At 74.1% G+C, this 24,391-nt stretch carries 23 protein-coding genes and 1 riboswitch; of the genes, 11 read left to right on the top strand and 12 right to left on the bottom strand.

Annotated features, from left to right (window positions below):
* Positions 1-23: 23 nt before the first annotated feature.
* The 5 genes from cobN to ACP7TJ_RS06880 all read right to left on the bottom strand — a co-directional run bounded on the left by cobN (position 24) and on the right by ACP7TJ_RS06880 (position 8,044).
* Complete coding sequence (gene cobN / locus ACP7TJ_RS06900) at positions 24-3,674, bottom strand: cobaltochelatase subunit CobN (RefSeq protein ID WP_427762470.1); 3,651 nt, start codon at positions 3,672-3,674, stop codon at positions 24-26.
* Positions 3,671-5,182 (bottom strand): cobyric acid synthase, encoded by a 1,512-nt coding sequence (locus ACP7TJ_RS06895; protein WP_427762468.1) that lies wholly within the window; start codon positions 5,180-5,182, stop codon positions 3,671-3,673. Before ACP7TJ_RS06895 ends, cobN begins: the two co-directional genes overlap by 4 nt.
* On the bottom strand, positions 5,179-6,120 hold the full coding sequence (locus ACP7TJ_RS06890; protein WP_427762466.1) for a cobalamin biosynthesis protein: 942 nt from the start codon (positions 6,118-6,120) through the stop codon (positions 5,179-5,181). The genes ACP7TJ_RS06895 and ACP7TJ_RS06890 overlap by 4 nt, the downstream gene beginning before the upstream one ends.
* Before the next feature lie 119 nt (positions 6,121-6,239).
* Positions 6,240-6,380: riboswitch (cobalamin riboswitch) on the bottom strand.
* Between the two features lie 163 nt (positions 6,381-6,543).
* The gene (locus tag ACP7TJ_RS06885; protein ID WP_037938007.1) at positions 6,544-6,765 is read right to left on the bottom strand and encodes a hypothetical protein; all 222 of its coding nucleotides are present in this window, start codon (positions 6,763-6,765) and stop codon (positions 6,544-6,546) included.
* Between the two features lie 34 nt (positions 6,766-6,799).
* Positions 6,800-8,044, bottom strand: a complete 1,245-nt coding sequence (locus ACP7TJ_RS06880) for an inorganic phosphate transporter (RefSeq protein ID WP_167744915.1) — start codon at positions 8,042-8,044, stop codon at positions 6,800-6,802.
* Positions 8,045-8,199: 155 nt separating this feature from the next.
* Between ACP7TJ_RS06880 and ACP7TJ_RS06875 the strand changes: the two genes are divergently transcribed.
* The 3 genes from ACP7TJ_RS06875 (at position 8,200) to ACP7TJ_RS06865 (ending at position 11,868) form a co-directional block, all read left to right on the top strand.
* Entirely contained in the window at positions 8,200-8,931 is a 732-nt protein-coding gene (locus tag ACP7TJ_RS06875) for a class II aldolase/adducin family protein (RefSeq protein WP_176710859.1), read from the top strand.
* A 189-nt stretch (positions 8,932-9,120) separates the two neighbouring features.
* Positions 9,121-10,248 carry an alpha/beta hydrolase gene (locus tag ACP7TJ_RS06870; RefSeq protein ID WP_167744914.1) on the top strand — a complete coding sequence of 376 codons (1,128 nt, stop codon included), beginning with the start codon at positions 9,121-9,123 and terminating at the stop codon, positions 10,246-10,248.
* A gap of 204 nt (positions 10,249-10,452) precedes the next feature.
* Complete coding sequence (locus tag ACP7TJ_RS06865; protein ID WP_176710860.1) at positions 10,453-11,868, top strand: hypothetical protein; 1,416 nt, start codon at positions 10,453-10,455, stop codon at positions 11,866-11,868.
* A 154-nt stretch (positions 11,869-12,022) separates the two neighbouring features.
* Here the strand turns inward: ACP7TJ_RS06865 and ACP7TJ_RS06860 are convergent, their stop codons facing one another.
* The gene (locus ACP7TJ_RS06860; protein ID WP_093767640.1) at positions 12,023-12,442 is read right to left on the bottom strand and encodes a VOC family protein; all 420 of its coding nucleotides are present in this window, start codon (positions 12,440-12,442) and stop codon (positions 12,023-12,025) included.
* Between the two features lie 214 nt (positions 12,443-12,656).
* On the opposite strand from ACP7TJ_RS06860, the gene ACP7TJ_RS06855 reads away from it, so the two are divergent.
* From ACP7TJ_RS06855 to ACP7TJ_RS06845, 3 genes are all read left to right on the top strand, one after another.
* A complete protein-coding gene (locus ACP7TJ_RS06855; protein WP_093767641.1) occupies positions 12,657-14,255 on the top strand; it encodes an ABC-F family ATP-binding cassette domain-containing protein in 1,599 nt (532 codons plus the stop codon).
* Between the two features lie 370 nt (positions 14,256-14,625).
* On the top strand, positions 14,626-14,847 hold the full coding sequence (locus tag ACP7TJ_RS06850) for a helix-turn-helix domain-containing protein (RefSeq protein WP_006132657.1): 222 nt from the start codon (positions 14,626-14,628) through the stop codon (positions 14,845-14,847).
* 106 nt (positions 14,848-14,953) lie between these two features.
* A complete protein-coding gene (locus ACP7TJ_RS06845; RefSeq protein WP_093767642.1) occupies positions 14,954-15,757 on the top strand; it encodes an enoyl-CoA hydratase/isomerase family protein in 804 nt (267 codons plus the stop codon).
* Positions 15,758-15,791: 34 nt separating this feature from the next.
* Here the strand turns inward: ACP7TJ_RS06845 and ACP7TJ_RS06840 are convergent, their stop codons facing one another.
* Positions 15,792-16,826, bottom strand: a complete 1,035-nt coding sequence (locus ACP7TJ_RS06840; RefSeq protein ID WP_427762461.1) for a hypothetical protein — start codon at positions 16,824-16,826, stop codon at positions 15,792-15,794.
* A gap of 86 nt (positions 16,827-16,912) precedes the next feature.
* Between ACP7TJ_RS06840 and ACP7TJ_RS06835 the strand changes: the two genes are divergently transcribed.
* From ACP7TJ_RS06835 to amaP, 5 genes are read left to right on the top strand one after another with little or no spacing between them, the layout of a single operon-like run.
* Positions 16,913-17,407: an Asp23/Gls24 family envelope stress response protein gene (locus tag ACP7TJ_RS06835; RefSeq protein WP_093767644.1), complete on the top strand. Its 495-nt coding sequence runs from the start codon at positions 16,913-16,915 to the stop codon at positions 17,405-17,407.
* A gap of 25 nt (positions 17,408-17,432) precedes the next feature.
* A complete protein-coding gene (locus tag ACP7TJ_RS06830; RefSeq protein ID WP_093767645.1) occupies positions 17,433-17,618 on the top strand; it encodes a hypothetical protein in 186 nt (61 codons plus the stop codon).
* Positions 17,599-17,997 (top strand): hypothetical protein, encoded by a 399-nt coding sequence (locus ACP7TJ_RS06825; RefSeq protein WP_394854443.1) that lies wholly within the window; start codon positions 17,599-17,601, stop codon positions 17,995-17,997. The genes ACP7TJ_RS06830 and ACP7TJ_RS06825 overlap by 20 nt, the downstream gene beginning before the upstream one ends.
* The gene (locus ACP7TJ_RS06820) at positions 17,994-18,620 is read left to right on the top strand and encodes a DUF6286 domain-containing protein (RefSeq protein WP_167744912.1); all 627 of its coding nucleotides are present in this window, start codon (positions 17,994-17,996) and stop codon (positions 18,618-18,620) included. Before ACP7TJ_RS06825 ends, ACP7TJ_RS06820 begins: the two co-directional genes overlap by 4 nt.
* Positions 18,617-19,201, top strand: coding sequence for an alkaline shock response membrane anchor protein AmaP (gene amaP / locus ACP7TJ_RS06815; protein ID WP_376724914.1), 585 nt, complete (start codon positions 18,617-18,619; stop codon positions 19,199-19,201). The genes ACP7TJ_RS06820 and amaP overlap by 4 nt, the downstream gene beginning before the upstream one ends.
* A gap of 15 nt (positions 19,202-19,216) precedes the next feature.
* Here amaP and ACP7TJ_RS06810 read toward each other — a convergent pair whose 3' ends face one another.
* The 5 genes from ACP7TJ_RS06810 to ACP7TJ_RS06790 are packed head-to-tail and all read right to left on the bottom strand — an operon-like array spanning position 19,217 to position 24,321.
* Positions 19,217-19,975, bottom strand: a complete 759-nt coding sequence (locus ACP7TJ_RS06810; protein WP_093767648.1) for an SDR family oxidoreductase — start codon at positions 19,973-19,975, stop codon at positions 19,217-19,219.
* A gap of 4 nt (positions 19,976-19,979) precedes the next feature.
* On the bottom strand, positions 19,980-21,761 hold the full coding sequence (locus tag ACP7TJ_RS06805; RefSeq protein WP_093767649.1) for a glycoside hydrolase family 15 protein: 1,782 nt from the start codon (positions 21,759-21,761) through the stop codon (positions 19,980-19,982).
* A gap of 33 nt (positions 21,762-21,794) precedes the next feature.
* Positions 21,795-22,160: a hypothetical protein gene (locus ACP7TJ_RS06800; protein WP_176710861.1), complete on the bottom strand. Its 366-nt coding sequence runs from the start codon at positions 22,158-22,160 to the stop codon at positions 21,795-21,797.
* Positions 22,157-22,768 (bottom strand): RNA polymerase sigma factor, encoded by a 612-nt coding sequence (locus tag ACP7TJ_RS06795; RefSeq protein WP_427762456.1) that lies wholly within the window; start codon positions 22,766-22,768, stop codon positions 22,157-22,159. The genes ACP7TJ_RS06800 and ACP7TJ_RS06795 overlap by 4 nt, the downstream gene beginning before the upstream one ends.
* Positions 22,765-24,321: a sodium:solute symporter family protein gene (locus tag ACP7TJ_RS06790; protein ID WP_093767651.1), complete on the bottom strand. Its 1,557-nt coding sequence runs from the start codon at positions 24,319-24,321 to the stop codon at positions 22,765-22,767. Before ACP7TJ_RS06790 ends, ACP7TJ_RS06795 begins: the two co-directional genes overlap by 4 nt.
* Positions 24,322-24,391: the final 70 nt, after the last annotated feature.

Raw genomic sequence — 24,391 nt, 5'->3', positions numbered from 1 at the left:
ACTGGCGGGGGTATCGGGGAAGATCACCCGTCTCCCTCCAGATCTCCTTCAAGCTCGAGGTAGGTCGCCCGGAGCCGGTCCAGGGTCTCTTGGTCCGGCTCCGCCCACAGCCCCCGGTCCGCCGCCTCCAGCAGCCGTTCCGTGATGCCGCGCAGCGCCCAGGGGTTGGACTTCTTCATGAAGTCGCGGTTCTCCGGCGCGAACACGTACTCCGCACTGAGCTTCTCGTACATCCAGTCGTCCACGACCCCGGCCGTGGCGTCGTACCCGAACAGGTAGTCCACGGTGGCCGCCATCTCGAAAGCGCCCTTGTAGCCGTGCCGGCGCATCGCCGCCATCCAGCGCGGGTTCACCACCCGCGCCCGGAACACCCGGTGCGTCTCCTCGCCCAGCGTGCGCGTCTTCACCTGGTCCGGTGTCGCCGAGTCGCCGACGTACGCCTCGGGGGAGGCCCCCGTCAGGTGCCGGACCATGGCGACCATGCCGCCGTGGTACTGGAAATAGTCATCGGCATCCGCGATGTCATGCTCTCTCGTGTCCACGTTCTTCGCCGCCACCGCGATCCGCCGGAACGCCGTCTCCATGTCGCCGCGCGCCGCGCGCCCGTCGAGCCCGCGCCCGTAGGCGTAGCCGCCCCACACCGCGTACACCTCGGCGAGGTCCGCGTCGGAGCGCCAGTTCCGGGCGTCGATCAGCGGCAGCAGCCCCGCCCCGTACGCCCCCGGCTTGGAGCCGAAGATGCGCGCGGTGGCCCGCCGCCGGTCGCCGTGCCCGGCCGCGTCCTCCTCCACGTGCGCCCGTACGTAGTTGGCCTCGGCGGGCTCGTCCAGCTCGGCCACCGCCCGTACCGCGTCGTCGATCAGCCCCACCACGTGCGGGAACGCGTCCCGGAAGAAGCCGGAGATGCGCACCGTGACGTCGATGCGGGGCCGGCCCAGCTCCTCCAGGGGCACCACCTCGAAGCCGGTCACGCGCCGCGACGCGTCGTCCCACACCGGACGGCAGCCCAGCAGCGCGAGGATCTCGGCGATGTCGTCGCCCTGGGTGCGCATCGCGGACGTGCCCCACACCGTCAGGCCGACGGACTGCGGATACGCTCCCGTGTCCCGCAGATACCGCTGCACCAGCGAGTCCGCCAGCGACTGCCCGACCTCCCAGCTCAGCCGTGACGGAATCGCCTTGGGGTCGACCGAGTAGAAGTTCCGCCCGGTCGGCAGCACGTTGACCAGTCCGCGCGTCGGCGATCCGGACGGGCCCGCCGGGACGTACCCGCCGTCCAGCGCCCGCAGGATGTGCCCGATCTCGTCCGTCGTCCGGTCGAGCCGGGGCACGACCTCCTCGCACGCGAACCGCAACACGGCCACGGCGTCCGGGAGTTCGGTGCCCAGCACCTCTCGCACCAGACCCGTCACCGCGTCCGTCGCCCAGCCGCGCTGCTCCATGCCCTCCGCGAGCCGCCGGCACAGCTGCTCCAGAAGGTCGATCGCGTCGGCGGCGGTACGGGACGGGCCCTCGACCAGGTCCGTCAGCTCCACCGGCGCCTTCACCGGCGCGCCCGGCTCGGCCAGCAGCTCCTTCTCCACCAGCCCGAAGTGCGCGGCGAGGCAGGCCCGCAGCCCCGGCAGCGCGTTCGCCCGCCCGCCCCACACCTGCGCGGCGCGCAGCACCGCCAGCACCAGGTTGACGCGCGGCTCGCCGGCCGGCCTGCCGCCGAGGATGTGCAGACCGTCGCGGATCTGCACGTCCTTGATCTCGCACAGGTAGCCGTCGATGTGCATGACGAACTCGTCGAACGCGTCGTCGTCCGGCTGGTCGTCCACATGCAGGTCGTGATGCAGCTCGGCGGCCTTCACCAGCGTCCAGATCTGCGCCCGCACCGCCGGCGCCTTCGCCGGGTCCAGATCGCTGACCAGCGCGTACTCGTCGAGCAGCTGCTCCAGCTTGGCCAGGTCGCCGTAGGTGTCGGCGCGGGCCATCGGCGGCACCAGGTGGTCGACGACCGTGGCGTGCCCGCGCCGCTTGGCCTGGGTGCCCTCGCCGGGGTCGTTGACGATGAACGGGTAGACCAGCGGCAGGTCGCCCAGCACCGCGTCCGGGGCGCATCCGGCGCTCAGGCCGAGGCCCTTGCCGGGCAGCCACTCCATCGTGCCGTGCTTGCCCATGTGGACGATCGCGTCGGCGCCGAAACTGTTCTCCAGCCAGCGGTAGGCGGCCAGGTAGTGGTGCGAGGGCGGCATGTCCGGGTCGTGGTAGATCGCGATGGGGTTCTCCCCGAAGCCGCGCGGCGGCTGGATCATCACGACGACGTTCCCGAACTGGAGGGACGCCAGCACGATGTCGTCCCCGTCGACGTACAGCGAGCCCGGCGGCTCGCCCCACGCCTCGGTCATCGCCTCCCTCAGCCCCGGGTCCAGCGTGGCGAACCAGGCCCGGTAGTCGGCCAGCGGCACCCGCGCGGGCGCGGCGGCCAGCTGGTCCTCCGTCAGCCACTCGACGTCGTGCCCGCCCGCCTCGATCAGCCGGTGGATCAGCTCGTCGCCCTCGGCCGGGTGGCCGTCGACCGCGTACCCGGCGTCCCGCAGCGCGTCGAGCACGCGCACCGCCGACGCGGGCGTGTCCAGCCCGACCGCGTTGCCGACGCGCGAGTGCTTCGTCGGGTACGCGGTGAAGACCAGCGCCAGCTTCTTCTCGGCGTTCGGCTTGTGCCGCAGCGCCGCGTGCCGTACGGCGATTCCGGCGACCCGCGCCGCCCGCCCGGGGTCGGCGACGTACACCGGCACGCCGTCCGGTCCCTGCTCCTTGAAGGAGAACGGGACGGTGATCAGCCGGCCGTCGAACTCGGGGATGGCGACCTGCATGGCCGCGTCCATGGGGGAGAGGGCCGCGTCGGACTCCTCCCAGGCCGCCCGCGAGGTCGTCAGGCACAGACCTTGCAGCACCGGCACGTTCAGCTCGGCGAGCGCGCCGACGTCCCAGGCCTCCTCCTCGCCGCCCGCCGACGCCTGCGAGGCGTGGCTGCCGCCGGCCGCGAGCACGGTGGCGACCAGCGTGTCGGCCCGCCCCAGCAGCTCGTACAGCTCCGGGTCGGCGCCGCGCAGCGAACCGCAGTACACGGCGAGCGCGTTGGCGCCGCGCGCCTCGATCGCGTCGCACAGGGTGTCCACGAACGCGGTGTTGCCGCTGAGTTCGTGGGCGCGGTAGAAGAGCACGCCGACCGTCGGACGGCCCGGTACGACGGGACGCTCCCCGTGCACGCCGAACTCCGGCATCCTGCGGGGCTGTTCGAAGCCCTCGCCGGTCAGCAGCACCGTGTCCGACAGGAAGCGCGCCAGCTCGGCGAGGTTCTCCGGGCCGCCCTCGACGAGATAGCGCAGCGCCTCGGCCACCACGCCCGCCGGGACGCTCGACTCGGCCATCAGCTCCGCGTCCGGCACGCTCTCCCCGCCGAGCAGCACCGTGGGGATGCCGGAGGTCTTCAGCGCGGCCAGTCCGTCCTCCCAGGCGCGCCTGCCGCCCAGCAGCCGCACCACGGCCAGGTCCGCGCCGTCCAGCAGCGCGGGCAGTTCCTCCGCGACGTCGACGCGGGTGGGATTGCCGATGCGGTAGGCGGCGCCGGAGGCCCGGGCCGCCAGCAGGTCCGTGTCGGCGGTCGACAACAACAACACAGTGCTCATGCGGGCGCTCCCGGTGGAATGAAGGGCAGTCCTGGTGGCGCGCCGGACTCGATGAGCCGCCACAGCGCGTCCGTGTCCGCGTGCTGTTCGATCAGGTCGCCGAGCCGGTCGAGCTGCTCCTCGCGCAGCGCGGCGAAGGAGGTGTCGGGGGCCGGCACGAAACGGCGTCCCGCGCGTTCGGCGACCGCGCGCAGGAACGCCCGCCGGAACCCGTCCGACTCCAGCGCGCCGTGCCAGTGCGTGCCCCAGGTGGAGCCGACCCGGCAGCCGTCCAGGAAGGCTTCCCCGCCGAGCACTTCGGCGACCCCGTGATGGATCTCGTACCCCTCGACGCGCTCACCCAGGGCCTCGCCGGCCGGGCGGGCCAGGGTCTTCTCACGCGCGAACCGCACCCGTACGGGCAGCACGCCGAGCCCGTCCACGCGGCCCGCGCGGCTCTCCACGTCGTCCTCGATGTGCTCGCCGAGGAGCTGGAAGCCGCCGCAGACGCCCAGCAGCGGCCGGCCCTCGGCGGCCCGCCGCACCAGCGCGTCCGCCAGTCCGCGTTCGCGCAGCCAGCGCAGCGCGCGTATGGTCCCGCGGGTGCCCGGCACGACCACCAGGTCGGCGTCGGCGAGTTCGTCCGGCCGGTCCACGAACCGCACCACGACACCCGGCTCGGCGGCCAGCGCGTCCACGTCGGTGAAGTTGGACATCAGCGGCACCGCGCACACCGCGACCCGCAGCAGCTCCTCGCCGGCCGGCGCGGCCACCGCGGACTCCCGCACGGCGCCCCGCAGCGACACCCTGAGACCGTCCTCCTCGTCGATGCCCAGCCCGTGCTGGAAGGGCAGCACGCCGTAGGTGCGCCGCCCGGTCAGTCCGTGCAGCATCTCCAGGCCCGGTTCCAGCAGCGAGACGTCCCCGCGGAACTTGTTCACCAGGAACCCGGCGACCAGCTCCTGGTCCTCGGGGGAGAGCAGGGCGACCGTGCCGAAGAAGGAGGCGAAGACGCCGCCCCGGTCGATGTCGCCGACGACGAGCACCGGCAGACCGGCGTTGCGGGCGACGCCCATGTTCACGATGTCGGTGCGGCGCAGGTTGATCTCCGCCGGGCTCCCGGCGCCCTCGCAGATCACCGCGTCGTACTGGTTCCGCAGCTGCTCCAGGCAGTCCAGGACGGTGCCGAGGAGCCGTTCCTGACGGCCCCCGTGATAGCCGCGGGCGCTCATCTCGCCGACCGGGCGGCCCATCAGCACCACCTGGCTGGACCGTTCGCCGCCCGGCTTCAGCAGCACCGGGTTCATCAGCGCCGTCGGCTCCACCCGGCACGCCTGCGCCTGCATGGCCTGGGCGCGGCCGATCTCGGCGCCCTCGCGGGTGACGAACGAGTTCAGCGACATGTTCTGCGCCTTGAACGGCGCGGCCTTCACCCCCTGGCGCACCAGCCACCGGCAGATCCCGGCGGTGACCACGCTCTTGCCGGCGTCCGAGGTGGTCCCGGCGACCAGCAGTCCGCCACCGCTCACGTGGCACGTCCCTTCAGCACGCGCCGCGCGGCCACACCGGCCGCCAGCGCCAGCCAGCCGACGCGCCGCGACAGGCGCACCGCCCGGTCGATGTCGGTGACGGCGACGGGGCGTCCGCCGCCGTTGAGGACGGGCCGGTGCTCGACCCGCCCGCCGTAGGAGAGGGTCCCGCCGAGCCGCACGCCGAGCGCGCCCGCGAAGGACGCCTCCACGGGACCGGCGTTGGGGCTGGGGTGCTTGCCCGCGTCCGCGCGCCAGGCCCGTACCGCACCGCGCGGGTCCGGCCCGGTGAGCGCGGCCAGGACGGCCGTCAGACGCGCGCCCGGCCAGCCGGCGACGTCGTCGAGACGGGCGGACGCCCAGCCGTAGCGGCGGTGACGGGGCGACTTGTGCCCCACCATCGCGTCCAGGGTGTTGACGGCCCGGAAGCCCACCAGACCCGGCACCCCGGCGACCGCGCCCCACACCAGGGCGCCCACCACGGCGTCGGAGGTGTTCTCGGCGACGGACTCCACGACGGCGCGGGCGATGCCGTCGGCGTCCAGGGCCTGCGGGTCACGTCCGCACAGGTGCGGCAACCGCTCCCGGGCGGCCTGGACGTCACCGGCCTCCAAGGCCTGGGCGATGGCACGCGCCTCCCGGGCCAGCGAGGTCCCGCCGACGACGGCCCAGGTGGCGACGCCGGTCAGGGCGACGGAAGCGGCGGGGGAACGGCGTACGGCGCGGGCGGCCAGGCTTCCGAGGGCGACGGCGCCGCCGACGCACACGGCGGTGTGCACGGCCCCGCGGCCCCGGTCGTCCCGCCACAGCACCCGCTCCACGGCAGCCGCGGCCCGCCCGAACGCGGCGACCGGATGCCCACGGCGGGGATCGCCGAGCAGCAGGTCGCCGAGGAGGCCGGCGGCGGCGCCGTACGCGAACACGCGATCGGCACCCATGGGTTCAGCCGGTGACGGATCCGGAGGTTACGGCCCCGAAGGGGGGTGGGGTGTCGCTGGTCGACCTCGGCAGGCTGCCGCGCATGGCGATATGTCCTCACTCAGGGTGTCCGCGCCCTGGTTCGACGAGACCGGCGGCGAGAGTTCCTGGCTCCCGGGGTGGACACCCCGGTGACAGTGGCGGGACCGCGCCGGATTCGCACCGGCTTCCTCTCCTGCCGCCGTATTGGCGGAGGCAGTCCACCATGCCCCTGGAAGGGCCGTCAACTTGCCGTTGACCTGCGGGGCTGAAGTGTGCCGAGGCCCACAGAGGGGCTCACGTGGGTGAACGCCGTGAACGGCCGGTGGACGGCGCGCACACGTCGGCGGGCGGTGCGGGAGCCGGGACTCCCGCACCGCCCGCCGGACGGGGACGATCTGCGGTCAGGCCATGATCAGGTAGATCCCGTAGCCCACCGCCGCCGCGCACGCGGCGAAGCATGCGTAGGCGCCGGTGACCGCCAGGGCCGCGGACTGGCCCTGGGCCGCGGCCCTCTCGCGGCGGGACAGGCCGGTGATGCCGAGGGTGAACAGGGCCACCAGGGCGACGGTGACCACGAGGCTGACGCCGAAGACGGAACCGAGGGCCGCCCAGTCGATCTTCATGGTGCTCTTCTTCCTTCGTTCCGGGCCGTCGCGGTCAGACGGAGGTCCTGGCCGGTGAGGCCGGGTCGTTGGGGGCCGGGATCGTGGCCGCGAGTTCGTCGCTCACGGTGCCCGCCGGGGGCGGGGTCACCGCGGCCATCGCCTGCGTCACCACGCCGGCCGGCTCCGCGCCGGGGGCCTCGTGGTCGTTGACGTTGGTGTGGTCGACGACCTCGCGCCGGGAGATCTTCCAGATGGCCGCGCTGGACGCGATCAGGAAGACGGCCACGACGGCGGTGCCCCAGTTCCCGAAGCCGCACACCCACTCGGCGATCGCCGCGACCAGGGCGGCGGCCGGCAGGGTCAGACCCCAGGCGACGAACATCCGGGTGGCGGTCGACCAGCGGACGACACCGCCCTTGCGGCCGAGGCCGGCGCCCATGACGGAACCGGAGACGGAGTGCGTCGTGGAGAGGGAGAAGCCGAGGTGGGAGGAGGCCAGGATGACCGTCGCGGCGCTGGTCTGGGCGGCGAAGCCCTGCTGCGGCTGGAGGTCGGTCAGGCCCTTGCCCATGGTGCGGATGATGCGCCAGCCGCCGAGGTAGGTGCCGAGCGCGATGGCGATGCCCGCCGAGAGGATGACCCACATGGGCGGGTCCGAGTCGGGAGCGAGGGTGCCGCCGGCCACCAGGGCGAGGGTGATGATGCCCATCGTCTTCTGGGCGTCGTTGGTGCCGTGCGCCAGGGAGACCAGGCCGGCCGAGGCGATCTGCCCGGCGCGGTAGCCCTTCTCGGAGGCCTTGGCGTCGGCGTTGCGGCCCATGCGGTAGGTGAGCCGGGTCGCGAACATCGCGGCGAGGCCGGCCACCAGCGGGGCGGCGATCGCGGGGATCAGGACCTTGGTGACCAGGACGTCGCCGTGGACCGCGCCGAAGCCGGCGGAGGCGACCGTGGCGCCGATCAGACCGCCCATGAGGGCGTGCGAGGAGCTGGACGGCAGGCCGACCAGCCAGGTCAGGAGGTTCCAGAGGATCGCGCCGACCAACGCGGCGAAGATGACCTCGGGACGGATACCGGCCTCGTCGACGAGGCCTTTGGAGATCGTGTTGGCGACCTCCACCGAGAGAAAAGCGCCGACAAGGTTCAGCACGGCGGACATGGCCACCGCGACCTTGGGCCTCAGCGCACCGGTCGAAATGGTCGTTGCCATCGCGTTCGCGGTGTCGTGGAAACCGTTCGTGAAATCGAACGCGAGTGCGGTTACCACCACAATCGCGAGGATCAGCGAGAAGCTTTCCATTTACCCAGGCAATCGTTCGAGGTCATTGGCTGGTCGAACGTAGGTAACCAGGGTGAACGGAAGATGAACTGGAACGGGCATCGCGGTGACCGGAAGAGGGGGTGTGCGCTCCGCCGTCCAGCCCACACGGCCGGGGCTCCTGGCAGGATCTCCACATGACCGACCAGTACCGGACCGGACAGGAAGCGGAGGGCGCTGTGCGTGGCGTCCCGGGCACGCGCGGTGAGGGCTCCGCGGGGCCGGGCGAGGAGGTGGCGGACGCCTGGGCGGAGCTCGTCGCGACGGCCCGCCGCACCGTCGCCGACGGCCTCGTCGTCGGCACCTCCGGCAACGTCTCCGTACGGGTCGGCGACACCGTCCTCGTGACACCCTCGGGCGTCCCGTACGACCGGCTCGCCCCGGCCGACGTGACGGGGGTGGACCTCACGGGCCGGCAGGTGATCGGCACGCTGGTCCCGACCAGCGAGCTGCCCCTCCACCTGGCCGTGTACCGCACGACCGGCGCGCGCGCCGTCGTCCACACGCACGCCGTGCACGCCACCGCGGTCTCCACGCTCGTCGACGAGCTCCCGGCGATCCACTACATGACCGCGGCCCTGGGCGGCCCCGTCCGCGTGGCCCGCTACGCCACCTACGGCACGCCGGAACTGGCCGAGAGCACTCTGCACGCCCTCGACGGCCGCACCGGCTGCCTGATGCGCAACCACGGCACCCTCACCCACGGCGCCACCCTCGCCCAGGCGTACGACCGCACGGCCCAGCTGGAGTGGATGTGCCGCGTCTGGCTCACGGCCTCCTCGGTACCGGGCCTGACCCCGGCCCTGCTCACCCCGGACCAGCTCGCGGAGGCGGGGGAGCGGCTGCGGGGGTACGGGCAGCGGGGGTGACCCTTCATCGGCCCGGCGGCCGCCGAGTCCGGCCGCCGGGTGTCATGAGCGGCTCACGGGGAACCCTTCCGGAGGCCGGGTGAAGCGCCCGGCCCACCGCTGACGCGGCCGTGAGGCCGACCGCGTCCGGACGGTCCCGGGCCACGCGTCCACTGGCCGGGTCCGCGTCCGGACCCGACACTGGGAGGCGTGCGCACTGTGACTGCGACGGCAGCAGCCGTCACCGCCGTGATCGGGGCCGGCGCCGCCGCGGTGGCCGTCGGCCGGTTCGCCAGCGACGCCGCCCTGAGGATCCCCCCGGGCCGGCCCCTGCCCACCGAGCCCGGGCTCACCGTCCACGCCACCGCCGCCGGCCAGGTCACCCTCACCCGTGACCTCGCCGCCCTGCGGCCCGGCCGCTACGGCCTCGTCGGCGAGCGCTTCCACGCGGTCGTGGGACCCGTCCTGGCCGGTACGGCGCACTCCGCCGACACCGTCGTACGCCGCCTCGAACGCGTCACCTACGGGACGCCCGAACCCGGCGACCGGGCCCGCTTCACCCCGAACGTCCATGTCGGCGACCCGGGCACCGCGCTCGGCGTCGACCACACCGTCCTCGACGTACCGGGCGAACTCGGGCCGCTGCCCGCCTGGTTCGTGCCCGGCGCCCGGGACACCTGGGTGATCGCCGTGCACGGCCTCGGCGCCACCCGCGAACACGTCCTCAACGTCCTCGACGCCCTGCGCCGCAACCAGTTCCCGGTCCTGGTCCCCGCCTACCGGGGCGACCCGGAGGCGCCCCGGTCCCCGGACGGGCTCAACCACCTCGGCGAGACCGAGTGGCGCGACCTCGACGCCGTGCTGCGGCACGCCGTCGACTCCGGCGCCCGCAAGGTGGTGCTCTACGGCTGGTCCACCGGCGCGACCATGGCGCTGCGCGCCGCCGCCCGCTCGGAGCTGCGCGAACGCGTCGCCGGGCTGCTCCTGGACTCCCCGGTGCTCGACTGGGAGTCCACCCTGCGCGCCCTCGCCGGCGCCCGCCGCACCCCCGGTGTGCTCCTGCCGCTCGCCGTCCGCGCCGCCCAGGGCCGCACCGGCCTGTACGGCGACCACCGGCCCGGCGCGGTGCGCCTCGACAACGTCGCGATCCCGACGCAGATCTTCCACGGCCCCGACGACACGGTGGCCCCCTGGCGGTTCTCCCGCCGCCTCGCCGCCGCCCACCCCGACACGGTCACCCTGCAGACCGTCAGGGGCGCCCCGCACGCCGCGATGTGGAACGCCGACCCGGCCAGGTACGAGGAGTCGCTGCGACGGTTCCTCGTGCCGCTGATGTGAGCGGGCGCGCGCCGCGCGCCGGCCACGTCGGCGGGCCCGTCCGAGGAGGGGAGCGGCGGGCGGTGCAGAGGATTCCGTTTACGGTCGGACCGCTGGCTTGATCAGGCCCCTCCGGCACCGTCCGGGCCGGGACGGCGACGGCCGCCGAGGCGTCCCCCGGCATTCCGTTTGGGTTTTCGGACCGTCAACCGGAAGACTGCACCCGTGACGTCCCGTATCCCGCGCGACTCCAGGCTTCGACTCGTCCGCCCGCGACCCCTGGCCGCCGCCCCCGCCGCGATCGAGCAGCGGCGTGTGCGCCGCCCCGCGCCACGCCCCCCGGAGGGCACGCCCGCACCTGCCGAGCTGGCCGGAATGGCACGCTCCGTCCTGGCCGCGGCCGCCCGCGTGGCCCGCTGGGCCGACCGCGCCCTCGGCCCCGGCGGCGACAGCGCCACCGCCGACGGCAAGGCCACCCTGTCCGACGCGACCGCCCGCAGGGCCGCCGACGCCCTCGGCCTGACCGTCGATCAGGTCTGTGCCGACTGGGACACCGCCCGGCTGGCCGGCCTCATCGAGGTGCACGGCGACAGCGCCCGCCCCGGCTGGCGGCTGCGCGCCTGGGACCGCGACGACAGCGCCGTGCTGCGCGGCTGGGTCGCCCTCTGCGACGCCTGGTCGCTCGCCTGCCCCGAACCCGAGGACTACGAGCCCGCCGCCGTGGCCGAGGTCGTGACGGCCATGCCGCAGGTGCTGTCCTTCCTCCAGCTGTCCGCCGGGCCGGTGCCCGTGCCCCAGCTGCTCGACCTGCTCGAGCAGCGGGTCACCGAACTGCGCACGGAGCGCTGCGAGGTGGACTACGGGCCGCGGCCCGACACGCCCGCCGTCGCCCCGGAGCCGCGCCCCGCGCCCGCCGTGGACGCTCCGCTGCGGCCTCTTCTCGACTGGGCGCTGCGCGCCCTCGCCTCCGTCGGCGCGCTCACCTACGGCGACGGCCAGGCCACCCTCACCCCGCTCGGCAGCTGGGCGGTGTGGGTCAAGCTGGAGCAGATCTGCGTCGCCGCGCAGAGCCCGGCGGGCAACATCGAGCAGGGCGCGGAGGACATGCTGCGCGGGTGCGCGCGGCTCCGTCCGGCCGCGGCCCGCGCCGAGTACCGTGCCTGGCTCGCCGCCCGGCCGGTCGGCAGCGCCGTCACCGAGCTGATCGCCGCCGCCCGCGGCGAGGACGCCCTGCTGCGGGGCCTCGCCTTCGAGGCGCTGCGGGTGGTCGGCGGCCCCGCCGAGCCGGAGGTGCGCGCCGCCCTCGACGAGCCCACGCTGCGGCCGTACGCCCTGCTGTGGCTGGCCGAGCACGACGGGGTGGACCCCGAGGACGCGCACGAGGTGCTCACCCGGGAGGAGGCGACCTGGCTGTGGGTGGACACGGCGGCGGCGGTCGCGGACCACGGCGAGGCGCCGCTGCTCCTCCGTCATCTCGAGACGGCGGTCCAGCCCACGGTGCCGGCCCTCCTGGACGAGGTCCGCGCGGTGGGGCACCCCCGCACGGTCCAGGTCCTGGTGGCCCTGGCGGCGGCCCACCCGGACCCGGCCTTCGCCAAGGCGGTCCGAAGAGCGGCCTTCCAGGTCCACACGGGCGGCTGACCACGGCGCCCCGCGGGGCGGGGCGCCGTCGCGCGAGATCCCGCCGCCGTCGCGGGCAGTCGTGCCGCAGGGGCGGCACGGGTGGGCGCGACGGCGCCTCGCAGGACGCGGCGGATCCGACACCGTGCCCAGGCGCCGCACCGGCCGCGTCGGATCAGGCGCCGACCTCCGGCGCGTACGTGCCGAAGGTCCACACGTTGCCCTCGACATCCCGCACCATGTAGTCCCGCGACCCGTAGTCCTGGTCCGTCGGAGGCATCAGCACCTCCACCCCCTGCTCCACCGCCCGCCGGTGATGCGCGTCCACGTCGTCCACGACGACGTACACCCCCGCCGGCCCCGCATCCTTCATCGCCGTGTCGAAGACCCCTCCACGCCCCTTGGACCCCAGCATCACCACCCCGTTGCCCTGGGCCAGTTCGGCATGCTCCACGGTGCCGTCCTCCCCCTCGTAGACCGACACCTCCGTGAAGCCGAGGCCCTCCGTCAGCTGACGGATCGCCGCCTTCGCGTCCGCGTACAACAGCGCCGGGACGACGCCCGGCCGCGAGCTGCCACTGCCCGTGCCTGCCATGGTGATCACTTCCTCGTGTCCGGAGTGCACCGGGATGTCTGGTCACAGGCCAGTGTGACACCGGCCACCGACAACCGCCGGGAGGAAACCGCACGCGGAAAAGCGCTTGCCCCGCCCCGTTAGAATGGCTCGCATGGCCATTCTCCTCGCGCATTAGACGGCGGGAACGCCCTCAGCCGCCCACCGCCACTTCCCACTGCCCTGGAGTCTGTCCGTGATCTCCGCCTCCGGTATCGAGCTGCGCGCCGGTGCCCGCGTCCTCATCGAAAGCGCCACCTTCCGCGTCGCCAAGGGCGACCGCATCGGCCTGGTCGGCCGTAACGGCGCGGGGAAGACCACCCTCACCAAGGTCCTCGCCGGCCAGGGCCTGCCCGCCGCCGGCACGGTCACCCGCTCCGGCGAGGTCGGCTACCTGCCCCAGGACCCCCGCACCGGCGACCTCGACGTCCTCGCCCGCGACCGCATCCTCTCCGCCCGCGGCCTCGACGTACTGATCCGCAAGATGCGCGAGAACGAGCAGCGCATCGCGAGCGGCCAGGGCGCCACCCGTGAGAAGGCACTGAGGCAGTACGAGCGCCAGGAGACCGAGTTCCTCACCAAGGGCGGGTACGCCGCCGAGGCCGAGGCCGCCACGATCGCCGCCGCGCTGAACCTCCCCGACCGGGTGCTCGGCCAGCCGCTGCACACCCTCTCCGGCGGTCAGCGCCGCCGCGTGGAGCTCGCCCGCATCCTGTTCTCGGACGCCGACACCCTCCTGCTCGACGAGCCGACGAACCACCTCGACGCCGACTCCATCGTCTGGCTGCGGGACTACCTGAAGACCTACCGCGGCGGCTTCATCGTGATCTCCCACGACGTCGACCTGGTCGAGACGGTCGTCAACAAGGTGTTCTACCTGGACGCCAACCGCGCCACGATCGACGTCTACAACATGGGCTGGAAGCTCTACCAGCAGCAGCGCGAGGCCGACGAGAAGCGCCGCCGCCGCGAGCGGCAGAACGCCGAGAAGAAGGCCGCCGCGCTCAACGCCCAGGCCGACAAGATGCGCGCCAAGGCGACGAAGACGGTCGCCGCGCAGAACATGGCCCGCCGCGCGGAGAAGCTGCTGTCCGGCCTGGAGGAGGTGCGCCAGTCCGACAAGGTCGCCAAGCTGCGCTTCCCCGAGCCCGCGCCCTGCGGCAAGACCCCGCTGATGGCGGAGGGCCTGTCGAAGTCGTACGGCTCCCTGGAGATCTTCACCGACGTCAGCCTGGCCATCGACAAGGGCTCCCGGGTCGTCATCCTCGGTCTCAACGGCGCCGGCAAGACGACCCTGCTGCGACTCCTGGGCGGCGTCGAGCAGCCCGACACGGGCGCCGTCGTCCCCGGCCACGGCCTCAAGCTCGGCTACTACGCGCAGGAGCACGAGACCCTCGACCCGGACCGCACGGTCCTGGAGAACATGCGCTCGGCCGCGCCCGACATGGACCTCGTGGAGGTCCGCAAGGTGCTCGGCTCGTTCCTGTTCTCCGGCGACGACGTCGACAAGCCCGCCGGGGTCCTCTCCGGCGGCGAGAAGACCCGTCTCGCGCTCGCGACCCTCGTCGTCTCCTCGGCGAACGTCCTGCTGCTCGACGAGCCCACCAACAACCTCGACCCGGCCAGCCGTGAGGAGATCCTCGGCGCGCTGCGCACCTACAAGGGCGCGGTCGTCCTCGTCACCCACGACGAGGGCGCCGTCGAGGCGCTCCAGCCGGAGCGGATCATCCTGCTGCCGGATGGCGTCGAGGACCTGTGGGGCTCCGACTACGCGGATCTGGTCGCGCTCGCCTGACCTCCGCAGACCTGCGGCGGGTCAGCGGTGTTTGATCGAATACGTGATCCACTGCGTATGGATCATTCGGCCCATCGGTGATCCATCAATCGTGTGAGATCTCCTCATCCCGAGGTGTGTCCTACACGGATTTCGCGGCCGGACCCTCCCGGAACGAGGGTCCGGCCGTCGCTCCTTTCTGACCTGCGGATTCCCGGAGAAACCCGTTCGGCGGTCGCGCCGAAGCTGCTTGGAATTCCTCATTCCGGATGTGGGGACACGCTCCCGTCGTCACAAGGTTGTCTTATCGACCTTGCCGAATGGGTGGCCATCGGGCCCGGGAGGGGTGATCATGAGGAGACCAGAGCGCACTTCCCATGAGGAGGCACGGGTGGCCGAGACTCTGAAGAAGGGCAGCCGGGTGACCGGCGCCGCGCGCGACAAGCTCGCGGCAGACCTGAAGAAGAAGTACGACGCCGGTGCGAGCATCCGGGCGTTGGCCGAGGAGACCGGCCGCTCCTACGGATTCGTGCACCGCATGCTGAGTGAGTCGGGCGTCACGCTCCGAGGGCGTGGCGGGGCGACACGGGGCAAGAAGTCTCCGTCGGCCTGATCCCGGGAGCCCCGCAGACCCGATGGTGGCCACCCGGTCGGCCGTCCGACCGGCTGGGTGGTTACTGTGCAGTCACTTAGACGACCGCACCCATCGGAGGCGCCCCATGGCTTCGTCCCCCCAGGACCTCGGTCCGGTTCTCGACAAGGACGGCGTACGGCTCACCGTCGACGACGCGATCGCCACGGTGACGCTGACCAACCCGGCCAAGCGCAACGCGCAGAGCCCCGCTCTGTGGCGGGCGCTGACCGAGGCGGGGCAGCTGCTGCCCGGATCCGTCCGGGTCGTGGTGCTGCGCGGGGAGGGCAAGTCCTTCTCCGCCGGGCTCGACCGGCAGATGCTCTCGCCCGAGGGAATCCCCGGCGAGCCGTCGTTCGTCGACCTCGCGCGCAGTGACGACGCCGCGCTGGACGCCGCCATCGCCGGCTACCAGGACGCGTTCACCTGGTGGCGGCGCAACGACATCGTGTCCATCGCCGCCGTGCAGGGACACGCCATCGGGGCCGGGTTCCAGCTGGCCCTCGCCTGTGACCTGCGCGTCGTCGCGGACGACGTGCAGTTCGCCATGCGCGAGACCAGCCTCGGCCTGGTGCCCGACCTGACCGGCACGCACCCCCTCGTCGGCCTCGTCGGCTACGCCCGCGCGCTGGAGATCTGCGCGACCGGGCGCTTCGTCACGGCCGAGGAGTCGGTGAACATCGGCCTGGCCAACCTCGCCGTGCCCGCCGCCGAGCTCGACGGGGCGGTCCAGGACCTCGCCGCGGCGCTGCTGGCCGCGCCGCGCGACGCCGTGATCGAGACCAAGGCGCTGCTGCGCGGCGCCCAGGGCCGCACCTACGACGAGCAGCGCGGCGCCGAGCGGGCGGCTCAGGCTCGCCGCCTGCGCGATCTGGCAGGCCTCGGCGAGTAGGGGCGGCCGGCCGTGACCGGCCGACGGCGCCGGCTCAGTCCAGGTCGGTGACCAGGACGGCCACCGTCGGCCGGTCCGGCAACGCCTCCGCCACGGCGGCCCGCACGGCCCGTGCGACCTCCAGCGGGCGGAACCCCGCCGCGACGGCCAGGTCCACGCGCGCGTGGCGGCGCGGCAGGGCGTCGCCGGATGCCGGCGCCTGCTCGCCGAGCCGCACCGGCAGCCCCCACACGCCCGTCAGCCGGCTCACACCGGGCACCCGCAGCACCACGGCGGCGACCCGCTCGGCCTCCGGGCCACCCCCGACGGCACCCGCCACCCCCGCCGCGCCGAAGCCACCCGCCGAGCCGGGTGCCCGCGCCGCTTCCGGCTCCACCGCTCCGTAGGCGCCCGCGCTCCTGGGCATGCCCGCATCCCCGGGCGTGCCCGCATCCCCGGACGCGCCCGCACCCCCGGGTGTGCCCGCCGATTCGGGTGTGCCTGCACCCCTGGTCGTATCTGCCGCCCCGGACGTGTCCGCGACCCCGGGCATCCGTGCCGCTCGGGGCGTGTCCGCATCCCCGGGCGTGCCCGCCCCGGACGTGTCCGCCGCCCCGGGCATACCCGCGCCCCCGGACGTGTCCGTACCTCCGCGTGTCTCCGGCGTACCGGGCCGGGACGCCGGCGGCTCGGTGTCCAGGAGTTCCGTGACCCGGAGGTCGACCTCCGTCAGGTCCAGGCCGATCCGTTCCGTCGCGGTGACCGCCAGGGCCGTGCGCAGGCGGGAGGCCGTTTCCGGGAGGGGCCACGCCGCCGTGGCCGCGAACTCCGCGGTGAGCCGCAGGGGGCCCGGGGGCAGGGCGCTGGGCGGGGCCGGCACCGCCGGCTCGGCGGCCTCGCCGGGGTCGGCGAGCCCGATGCGGACCCCGCCCAGGCGCACCTCCGGCACCTCCCGTTCCGCCGCGCCGCGCAGCACCCCGCTCGCCGCCCGTTCCGCGATCCACGCCCCGTCGTACGGCCCGCCCAGCGGCAGGAATCTGCCCAGCCCCACCTGTTGCCGCACCATCCGCGTCCATCGGTCCGCCATCATTCCTCCAGCCTGCCGTATCACCGGAGCGGATCGGGGCAAACGCGCATACGGTGGTCGAAGGAGGACGACCGAAGGGACGTAGGGCAATGACCGACATGACCGAAGGCGGCTCGGTACGGGCTCCTGACACCGACAAGACGCTCGGCGACTCCGGCGCCCGCCGGGGCCAGGGCACGCGACGCGGCGGCGGCGCCCCCGCCGACCGGGGGCGGACCACCATCGCCGACGGCGTGGTCGAGAAGATCGCCGGTATGGCCACGCGGGACGTGGTGGGCGTGCACGCCATGGGCAGCGGTATCTCCCGCACCTTCGGCGCCATGCGCGAACGGGTGCCCGGCGGGTCGAAGTCGCCGACGCGCGGGGTGAAGGCCGAGGTCGGCGAGGTGCAGACCGCGCTGGACCTGGAGATCGTCGTCGACTACGGCGTGTCCATCGCCGACGTCGCCAGGGACGTGCGGGAGAACGTCATCGCGGCCGTCGAGCGGATGACCGGCCTCGAGGTCGTCGAGGTCAACATCGCGGTCAGCGACGTGAAGCTGCCCGACGAGGAGGAGGACGAGACCGAGACCCGGCTGCAGTGAGACACGCTGAGCGGAGGAGCGAGGCATGAGGATGGCCGTCGTCGGCATGATCGCCGGCATGGCGTTGGGCTTCGCCGGATACTTCGGCGGATTCGGGGCTTTCCTGCTGGTGGCGGCCCTGGGCGCGGTGGGTTTCGTGATCGGCCGGCTGGTCGAGGGCGACCTGGACCTCGGCGACTTCTTCCGCCCCCGTGACGAACGGCGGCGGTGACGGGGTGGGCACGGGGGCCGTGGAGCTCGGCGGAGTCCCGCGGACCGTCCCTCCGGCGGAGCGCGGGGAGACCACGGTCGCCGACCGTGTGGTCGCGAAGATCGCGTCCCAGGCGGCCCGTGAGGCCCTCGGCGCGCTGCCGCCGGACGCCGAGCCGCCGCACGCGAGCGTCGTCGTCCGGCACGGCAGCGCGCGCGTGCGGGTGCACGTGGAACTCGACTACCCGGGCGACATCGGCGGCCGCTGCGCGCGGGTGCGGAAGCGGGTCGTCGACCGGGTGCGCGACCTCGCGGGGATGTCCGTACCGGAGGTCGTCGTGCAGGTGGAGCGGCTGCATCTGGCCGCCCACCCCGACACGGTGGGCGGGAGGACGCCATGAGCGGGACGCCGGACACGACGGCCGGCCCGGCGGTGCCGACTGCGGACGGCGGCGCGACCATGGGCGGCGCGAGCGGCGGACGCCGGCGCTTCTGGTCGGCGCGCCGCGTCCCGGCCGGCCTGCTGGCGCTGGTGATCCTGGCGATCGCGGGCCTGTTCCTGTACGACATCGCGGCGGTACGCGCCCACCGGCCGGGGATGAGCTGGCGGCACGGCCTCGCCCGGCAACTGGACGAGCGGCAGCTCGACGACGTGTGGGTGCTGACCGGCGCGGCCGTCGCCGCCGCGCTGGGCCTGTGGCTGCTGGTGCTGGCCCTCACCCCGGGACTGCGGTCCGTGCTGACGATGCGCCGCGCCCACCCCGACGTCCGTGCCGGCCTCGACCGGGACGCGGCCGCCACGGTGCTGCGGGACCGGGCGCTCGAGGTGGCCGGTGTGCAGTCGGTGCGGGTGGCGGTGAAGCGGAAGAAGACGGACGTGCGGGCGGTGTCGCACTTCCGCGACCTGGACGACGTACGGGACGACCTGACCGCCGTGCTGGAAGCGGCGATCCGGGGGCTGGGCCTGGCGCGGCCGTCCCCGCTGTCGCTGCACGTGCGGCGGCCCGGCCGGAAGGGACGGTGACCGTGAACACGACCGTCAACCGTGTGCTGCTCGCCCTCGCCGGGCTGGTGCTGTTCGTGCTGGGCGGCTCGGTGCTGGCGATCGGCCTTGGCGCGCCCGCGCCCTCCTGGTGGCTGCACGACGGCCGGAACGACGTGCTGCTGGACGACGCCGAGCGGACCCGGTGGCGGGACGAGGGCTGGTGGTGGCCGGTGGTGATCGCCGGGCTCGCCGTGGTGGTCCTGCTCTGCCTGTGGTGGCTGGTCTCCGTGCTCCGCAGGCGGCGCATGTCCGAGATCCTCGTCCCCACCGGCGACGGGGAGGGGGCGGCGCTGCGGGGCCGCGCCCTGGAGCACGCTCTCGCCGAGGAGGCGGACCGCCAGGACGGCGTCGCCGATGCCCGCGTCCTCCTCACCGGCCGCCGCGGCACGCCGCGGACCCGCGTCGTGCTGCTCCTGGAGCCCCATGTGGACCCCGGCACGGCCCTCGACACGTTCACCGCGGGCCCTCTGAGCCACGCCCGCGACGCCGCGGCCCTCCCGGCCCTCCCGTCGGAGGTCCGTCTCCGGGCGGTGAAACACCGCCCGGAACGCGTCACCTGACCACGGAGTCCGGGTTCAGAACCCGTGCCGCGACCCGCCGTCCACCGGCAGCATCACGCCCGTGACGTACGACGCCGCCGGGGAGAGGAGGAACGCCGCCGTGCGGCCGAACTCCTCGGGGGTGCCGTAGCGGCGGAGGGGGATACGGGACTCGGCCGCCTGGCGGGTGGCCTCCGGGTCGGCGGACAGGGAGTCCAGTTCGCGGACCCGGTCGGTGTCGACGCGGCCGGGCAGCAGGCCCACGACGCGGATGCCGCGCGGGCCCAGTTCGTCGGCGAGGGACTTGGCGAAGCCGGCCAGCCCCGGGCGCAGCCCGTTGGAGATGGTCAGGCCGGGGATCGGCTCGTGCACCGAGCCGGACAGCACGAAGCCGATGACACCTCCCTCGCCCAGCTCCGCGGCGGCCGCGCGGGCCAGCCGCACCGCGCCGAGGAACACCGACTCGAACGCCGCCTGCCACTGCTCGTCGGTGGTGTCGGCGACGAAACCCGGCGGAGGCCCGCCCACGCTGACGAGGACACCGTCGAAGCGGCCGAACCGCTCGCGCGCGGTGGCGATCAGCCGCCCGGCGGCCGCGGGGTCGGCGTTGTCCACGGCCACCCCGGCCGCCGCGTCCGGCCCCAGCGCGGACACGGCCTCCGCGACCGCGTCCTCCTTCCGCCCCGTGACGACCACCTTCGCGCCCTCGGCGGCGAGCGCCCGCGCGGAGGCGTGGCCCAGCCCGCGGGTGGCTCCGGTGACGACGTACACCCGGTCCTTCAGTCCAAGATCCATGGCCCTATCCTGCCTCCTCGTCGCCGAACAGGGCGAGGGCGCTGTTCACCAGGCCGATGTGGCTGAACGCCTGCGGGAAGTTGCCCAGCAGCCGGCCGTTCACCGTGTCGTACTCCTCCGCCAGCAGCCCCACGTCGTTCGCCAGGCCCAGCAGCCGTTCGAACAGCTCGCGGGCCTCCTGGGTCCGGCCCGTCATGTGCAGCGCGTCCACGAGCCAGAACGCGCACGCGAGGAACGCGCCCTCCTGCCCGGGCAGCCCGTCCAGCTCGGCGGCGTCCGCGGTGTAGCGGCGTACGAGACCGTCCTGGCCCAGTTCCGTCCGGATCGCGTCGATGGTGCCGAGCACCCGGGGGTCGTCCGGCGGCAGGAAACCGACCCGGGGGATCAGCAGCAGCGCCGCGTCCAGCTCACGCGAACCGTAGGACTGCGTGAACGTGTTGCGCTCCGGGTCGTAGCCCTTCTCGCACACCTCCCGGTGCACCTCGTCGCGCAGCTCCCGCCACCCGTCCAGGTCGCCGTCCAGCTCCGGGTACTCCTCCAGCGCGCGCACCAGACGGTCGACGGCCACCCACACCATCACCTTGGAGTGCACGAAGTGGCGCCGTCCGCCGCGCACCTCCCACAGGCCCTCGTCCGGCTGCCGCCACGCGGTGCGCAGGAAGTCCAGCAGCACCGACTGCAGCGCCCACACGTCCGGCTGCGCCGAAAGCCCCGCGCGCCGGGCCAGCGCGAGGGAGTCCACGACCTCCCCGTACACGTCGAGCTGGAGCTGCTTCACGGCGTCGTTGCCGACCCGGACGGGGGTGGCGCCGTTGAAGCCCGCCAGCCACGGCAGTTCGAACTCCGGCAGCCGCCGCTCGCCCGCGAGCCCGTACATGATCTGCAGGTCGGCCGGGTCGCCGGCGACCGCGCGGAGCAGCCAGTTGCGCCAGGCCTCGGCCTCCTCCACGTAACCGGCGGCGAGCAGCGCCGTCAGGGTGAGCGTGGAGTCGCGCAGCCAGCAGAAGCGGTAGTCCCAGTTCCGTACGCCGCCCGGCTCCTCCGGCAGGGAGGTGGTGGGGGCGGCGACGATCCCGCCGGTGGGACGGTAGGTGAGGGCCTTCAGCGTGATCAGGGACCGTATCACCATGTCCCGGTGCGGTCCCCGGTAGCGGCAGCGGGACGCCCATGCCTGCCAGTCCTTCAGACTGTGCCGCAGCGAGGCGTACGGGTCGATCAGCGCGGGCCGCGGCTCGTGCGAGGGGTGCCAGGTGAGCACGAAGGCGACCCGCTCTCCCTTCTTCACCGTGAACTCCGAGTGCGTGCCCAGGTCCTCGCCCCAGGTGTGCACCTCCGGCACGCTGCGCAGCCACGCCGAGTCGGGCCCGGCCACCGCCACCCGGTGCCCGTCCTCCCTGCGCACCCACGGCACGACCGAGCCGTAGTCGAAGCGCAGCCGCAGCGTGCTGCGCACGGTCACCTCACCGCTCAGCCCCTGCACGATCCGCACCAGGTCCGGCGCCGTGTGCCGCTGCGGCATCAGATCGGTGACCTGCACTGCGCCGTCGGGCGTCTCCCACACGGTGTCCAGGATCAGCGAGTCCTCGCGGTAGGCGCGGCGCGCGCACCGCTCCTGGCCGGGCGGGGCGATGCGCCAGTGCCCGTTGCTCTCGTCGCCGAGCAGCCGGGCGAAGCAGGCCGCCGAGTCGAAGCGAGGCAGGCAGAGCCAGTCGACCGAACCGTCGGTGCCCACCAGGGCAGCGGTCTGCTCGTCGCCGATGAGCGCGTAGTCCTCGATACGAAGCACGGGGTGCGGGTTCCCGGCCGCCGGGTGCCGTAATCAGCCCCGAAGCCGGGGGAGTGACGGTCCGTCGGCCGCGGCGGCGCCGTCGCCGGAGAAGATCACGCCGGGTTCGGCGGGCGCCTGGTTGAGCACCCACAGCCCGATCAGCGTGGCCAGCGCGAAGACGACGGCGACCAGCACGGTGAGCACCAGCCGGCGGCGGCGCTCCCGGCGCAGCCACTCGCCGCGCGCGGTGCGGTAGGCGTCCGGGTCGGGCAGCACCCCGCCGGCCAGGGCGTGCAGGGCGTCGGCCAGCTCCCGTTCGGTGCGCTCCGCGTCGGGCGGCCGGGGCGGCTCGGACCGCTCGTGGCCGGTGCGGTCCTGGCTGGTGCCACGCGACGGAGTCGCATCGTGATGCTTCATCGCCGGGCCTCCATGGCCTGGGTCAGCGCGGCGATGCCGCGTGAGGTGTGCGTTTTGACGGAGCCGCGGGAGATGCCCATCGCGGCGGCGATCTCGGCCTCCTTCAGCCCGAGCCAGTGGCGCAGCACCAGCGCCTCCCGCTGCCGGGCGGGGAGCTGCTGCAGCGCGTCGATCAGCACCCGCTGGTCCTCCCGCAGCAAGGCGGTGCTCTCGGCGGACGCCACGGTGGGCTCGGGCGGGGAGGCCGGCTGCTCCTCGTGCCGGCGGGCGACCTGGAGGTGGCGTATCCGCATGCGGGTCAGGTTGCAGACCGTGGAGCGCAGATAGGCCTCCGCCGCGGCCACGTCCTTCAGCCGCCGCCACCGGCGGTAGATCTGGTAGTACGCCTCGGCGACCACGTTCTCCGGGTCGTCCGCGCCGAGCAGCACGGCGAGCCGCAGCATCGAGGAGTAGTGCAGCTCGAAGAGGCGGGCCACACCGGCCTCCCGCTCCAGGTCCGCGGGGCCGGCGACCGGGGCGGCGAGAAGGGCGGGCGGGCCCGGCGGCTCGGGCGGCGGGGCCGCCGGGGCCGGGGGCAGGGTGACCGGAGGACGGTGTCGGGGTCTCACGCGTTGTTCGCTCCCGTCGGGGGACGTCGCCCGGCGTGCGGGCGGGACGGCAGGTCGGTGGCGTCCGGGCCGCGCGGGACGCCGAGGCGGGCGAGGACGGGCGTGACGGCCACCGCGACGGCCAGGTTCAGCAGCAGCGCGGCGACCCCGGCGTAGATCTCGGGCGAGCCGGCGACGAGCGGCACGATCGAGGAGAAGCCCTCGCGCACCACCAGGTACGTCCCGGAGACCATGCCCACGGCCCAGCCGGCGAGCAGCGCCCGCGGGTGCAGCCACCGCGTGTACAGCCCGACGGCGACCGCCGGGAAGACCTGGAGGATCCACACCCCGCCGAGCAGCTGGAGGTTGATCGCGTCCTGGTCGCGCAGCCCGAACACGAACGCCACCGCGCCGAGCTTCGCGGTCAGCGACACCGCCTTGGCGACCCGTACCTGCCGTTTCGGCGTGGCCGTCGGATGGACGTACTCCACGTACACGTTGCGGACGAAGCTGGTGGCCGCGGCGATGGACATCACCGCCGCCGGGACCAGCGCGCCGACCACGATCGAGCCGAACACCAGCCCGGCGAGCGGGCCCGGCATCAGCCGGTCGACCAGCATCGGCACCGCCGACTCCGCGCCGCCCGCGGGCGCCCGCACCCCGGCTGCGAGGGCCGCGATGCCGAGGAAGCCGAACAGCGCGAGCAGCGCCGTCCAGGCGGGCAGCCCCGCCGACACCTTGCGCAGGGTGCGCGTCCCGTCGGCGGCGAAGCCGGCGGTCAGCACGTGCGGGTACATCAGCAGCGCCAGCGCGGAGCCGAGCGCGAGCGTCGCGTACGCGGGCTGCTGCCCGGGCGTGAGCACCAGCGGCGAGTGCGCCGGGTCGGTGCCGCCGAGGGCGCGGGCGGCCCCGTCGAAGACCCCGCCGGGCCCGCCGAACCGGTCCAGGACCAGCCAGCAGACCGCGGTCAGCGACACGAACACCGCCACCGCCTTCAGCGCGGCGATCACCGTGGGGGCGCGCAGTCCGTGCCGGTAGGTGGCCACCGCCAGCCCCGCGAACACCGCGACCATCGCCAGATCGCCGGCGGCGCCCGGCGGGTACAGCCCGCCCGCGGTGAGCACCGCGCGGATGCCGAGCAGCTGGAGCGCCAGGTACGGCATCGTCGCGAGGATGCCGGTCAGCGCGACGACCAGGGCCAGCGGGGCCGAGCCGTAGCGGCCGCGCACGAAGTCGGCGGCCGTGACGTAGCCGTGCCGCCGGGCCACGTCCCAGAGCCGGCTGAGCAGCACGAACGCCAGTGGGCAGACGATCACCGTGTACGGCACCGCGAAGAAGGCGGACGCGCCGTTGCCGTACGCCAGGCCCGGCACGGCGGTGAAGGTGTACGCGGTGTAGATCGTCCCGCCGAGCAGCAGCCAGGTCCAGCCGGCGCCGAGGCTGCGGTCGGCCAGCGCCCATCCCTCCAGGGACGGCAGCCGGTCGCTCGGGCGCAGCCGGCGCGCGGTGACGGCGAGCAGCGACGCCCCGCCGATCACGGCGAGGAACGTCGTGGTCATGGCTGCGCCGGCCATGGATCACCGCCCTTGGTGTGCTGTGCCCTCGGGGAAGAGTTGCGCGGACGGCCCGTCCGGATGACGGAAA

It is taken from the genome of Streptomyces sp. DSM 41931 (assembly GCF_050271085.1).
GTDB lineage: Bacteria > Actinomycetota > Actinomycetes > Streptomycetales > Streptomycetaceae > Streptomyces > Streptomyces albogriseolus.
The sequence above is the reverse complement of the archived record's forward strand: the minus strand, read 5'-3'. Positions and strand labels throughout refer to the sequence as shown.